The sequence below is a fragment of the Oleiphilus sp. HI0043 genome, from assembly GCF_001634935.1.
The window spans coordinates 1-554 of sequence record NZ_LWEY01000934.1 but is presented as its reverse complement, the minus strand read 5'-3'; the positions used below and the strand labels follow the sequence as shown (position 1 = coordinate 554).

1 protein-coding gene and 1 pseudogene are annotated in these 554 nt (G+C 50.7%); both read right to left on the bottom strand.

The genetic code is table 11. The features are described 5' to 3' along the window. Positions 1-373: pseudogene (fliI, locus tag A3729_RS10345) on the bottom strand (flagellum-specific ATP synthase FliI); the annotation flags it as partial. Continuing rightward, positions 366-554: hypothetical protein (locus A3729_RS32770; RefSeq protein ID WP_197475765.1), on the bottom strand; the 189-nt coding region annotated here is incomplete at its 5' end. The pseudogene fliI and the gene A3729_RS32770, both read right to left, overlap by 8 nt.

Below are 554 nucleotides of genomic sequence, written 5' to 3'. Positions count from 1 at the left end.
CATCCAATACGTTTCCGGCACCGTCAAGCACACGCCCAAGCAAGCCCCACCCTACAGCGACTTCACCAATGGAGTCAGCTGGCGTAACCAGGGCACCCGGCTTCAAACCATCCGCAGCAACAAGTGGCATCAAAAATGTACGATCATCCTCAAAGCCGACCACTTCAGCCTCGATCAAGTCACCCGAAACAGAATGAATAAGGCAACGATCACCAACAACACTTTGGCAACCAACAGCCTCTAAGGTAAGACCGACCATGCGCGTCAAGCGCCCGCTAAATTGTGGTGCCACCTGCGTCGGAACAGAATCAGCCAGTACACCAAGATTCGCAGCTATATTACTAGCAGTGTTGATTTCAAGCAGATCACTCATCTTCAGGGCCAGGTGTTAGTTGTTCATCTAATTCCCCAGAAGTACTGGTGTCCTCGGTATCCTCGGTGCCCGGCAACTCGGAATCTTGTATTTCATGATCAAGCTTGCGCAGTTCATCATCGCCTGTTTCAGGTTCCTCTTTCAAGGTGTCAGCCGAATAGTCACTCAGACTATCAATCGT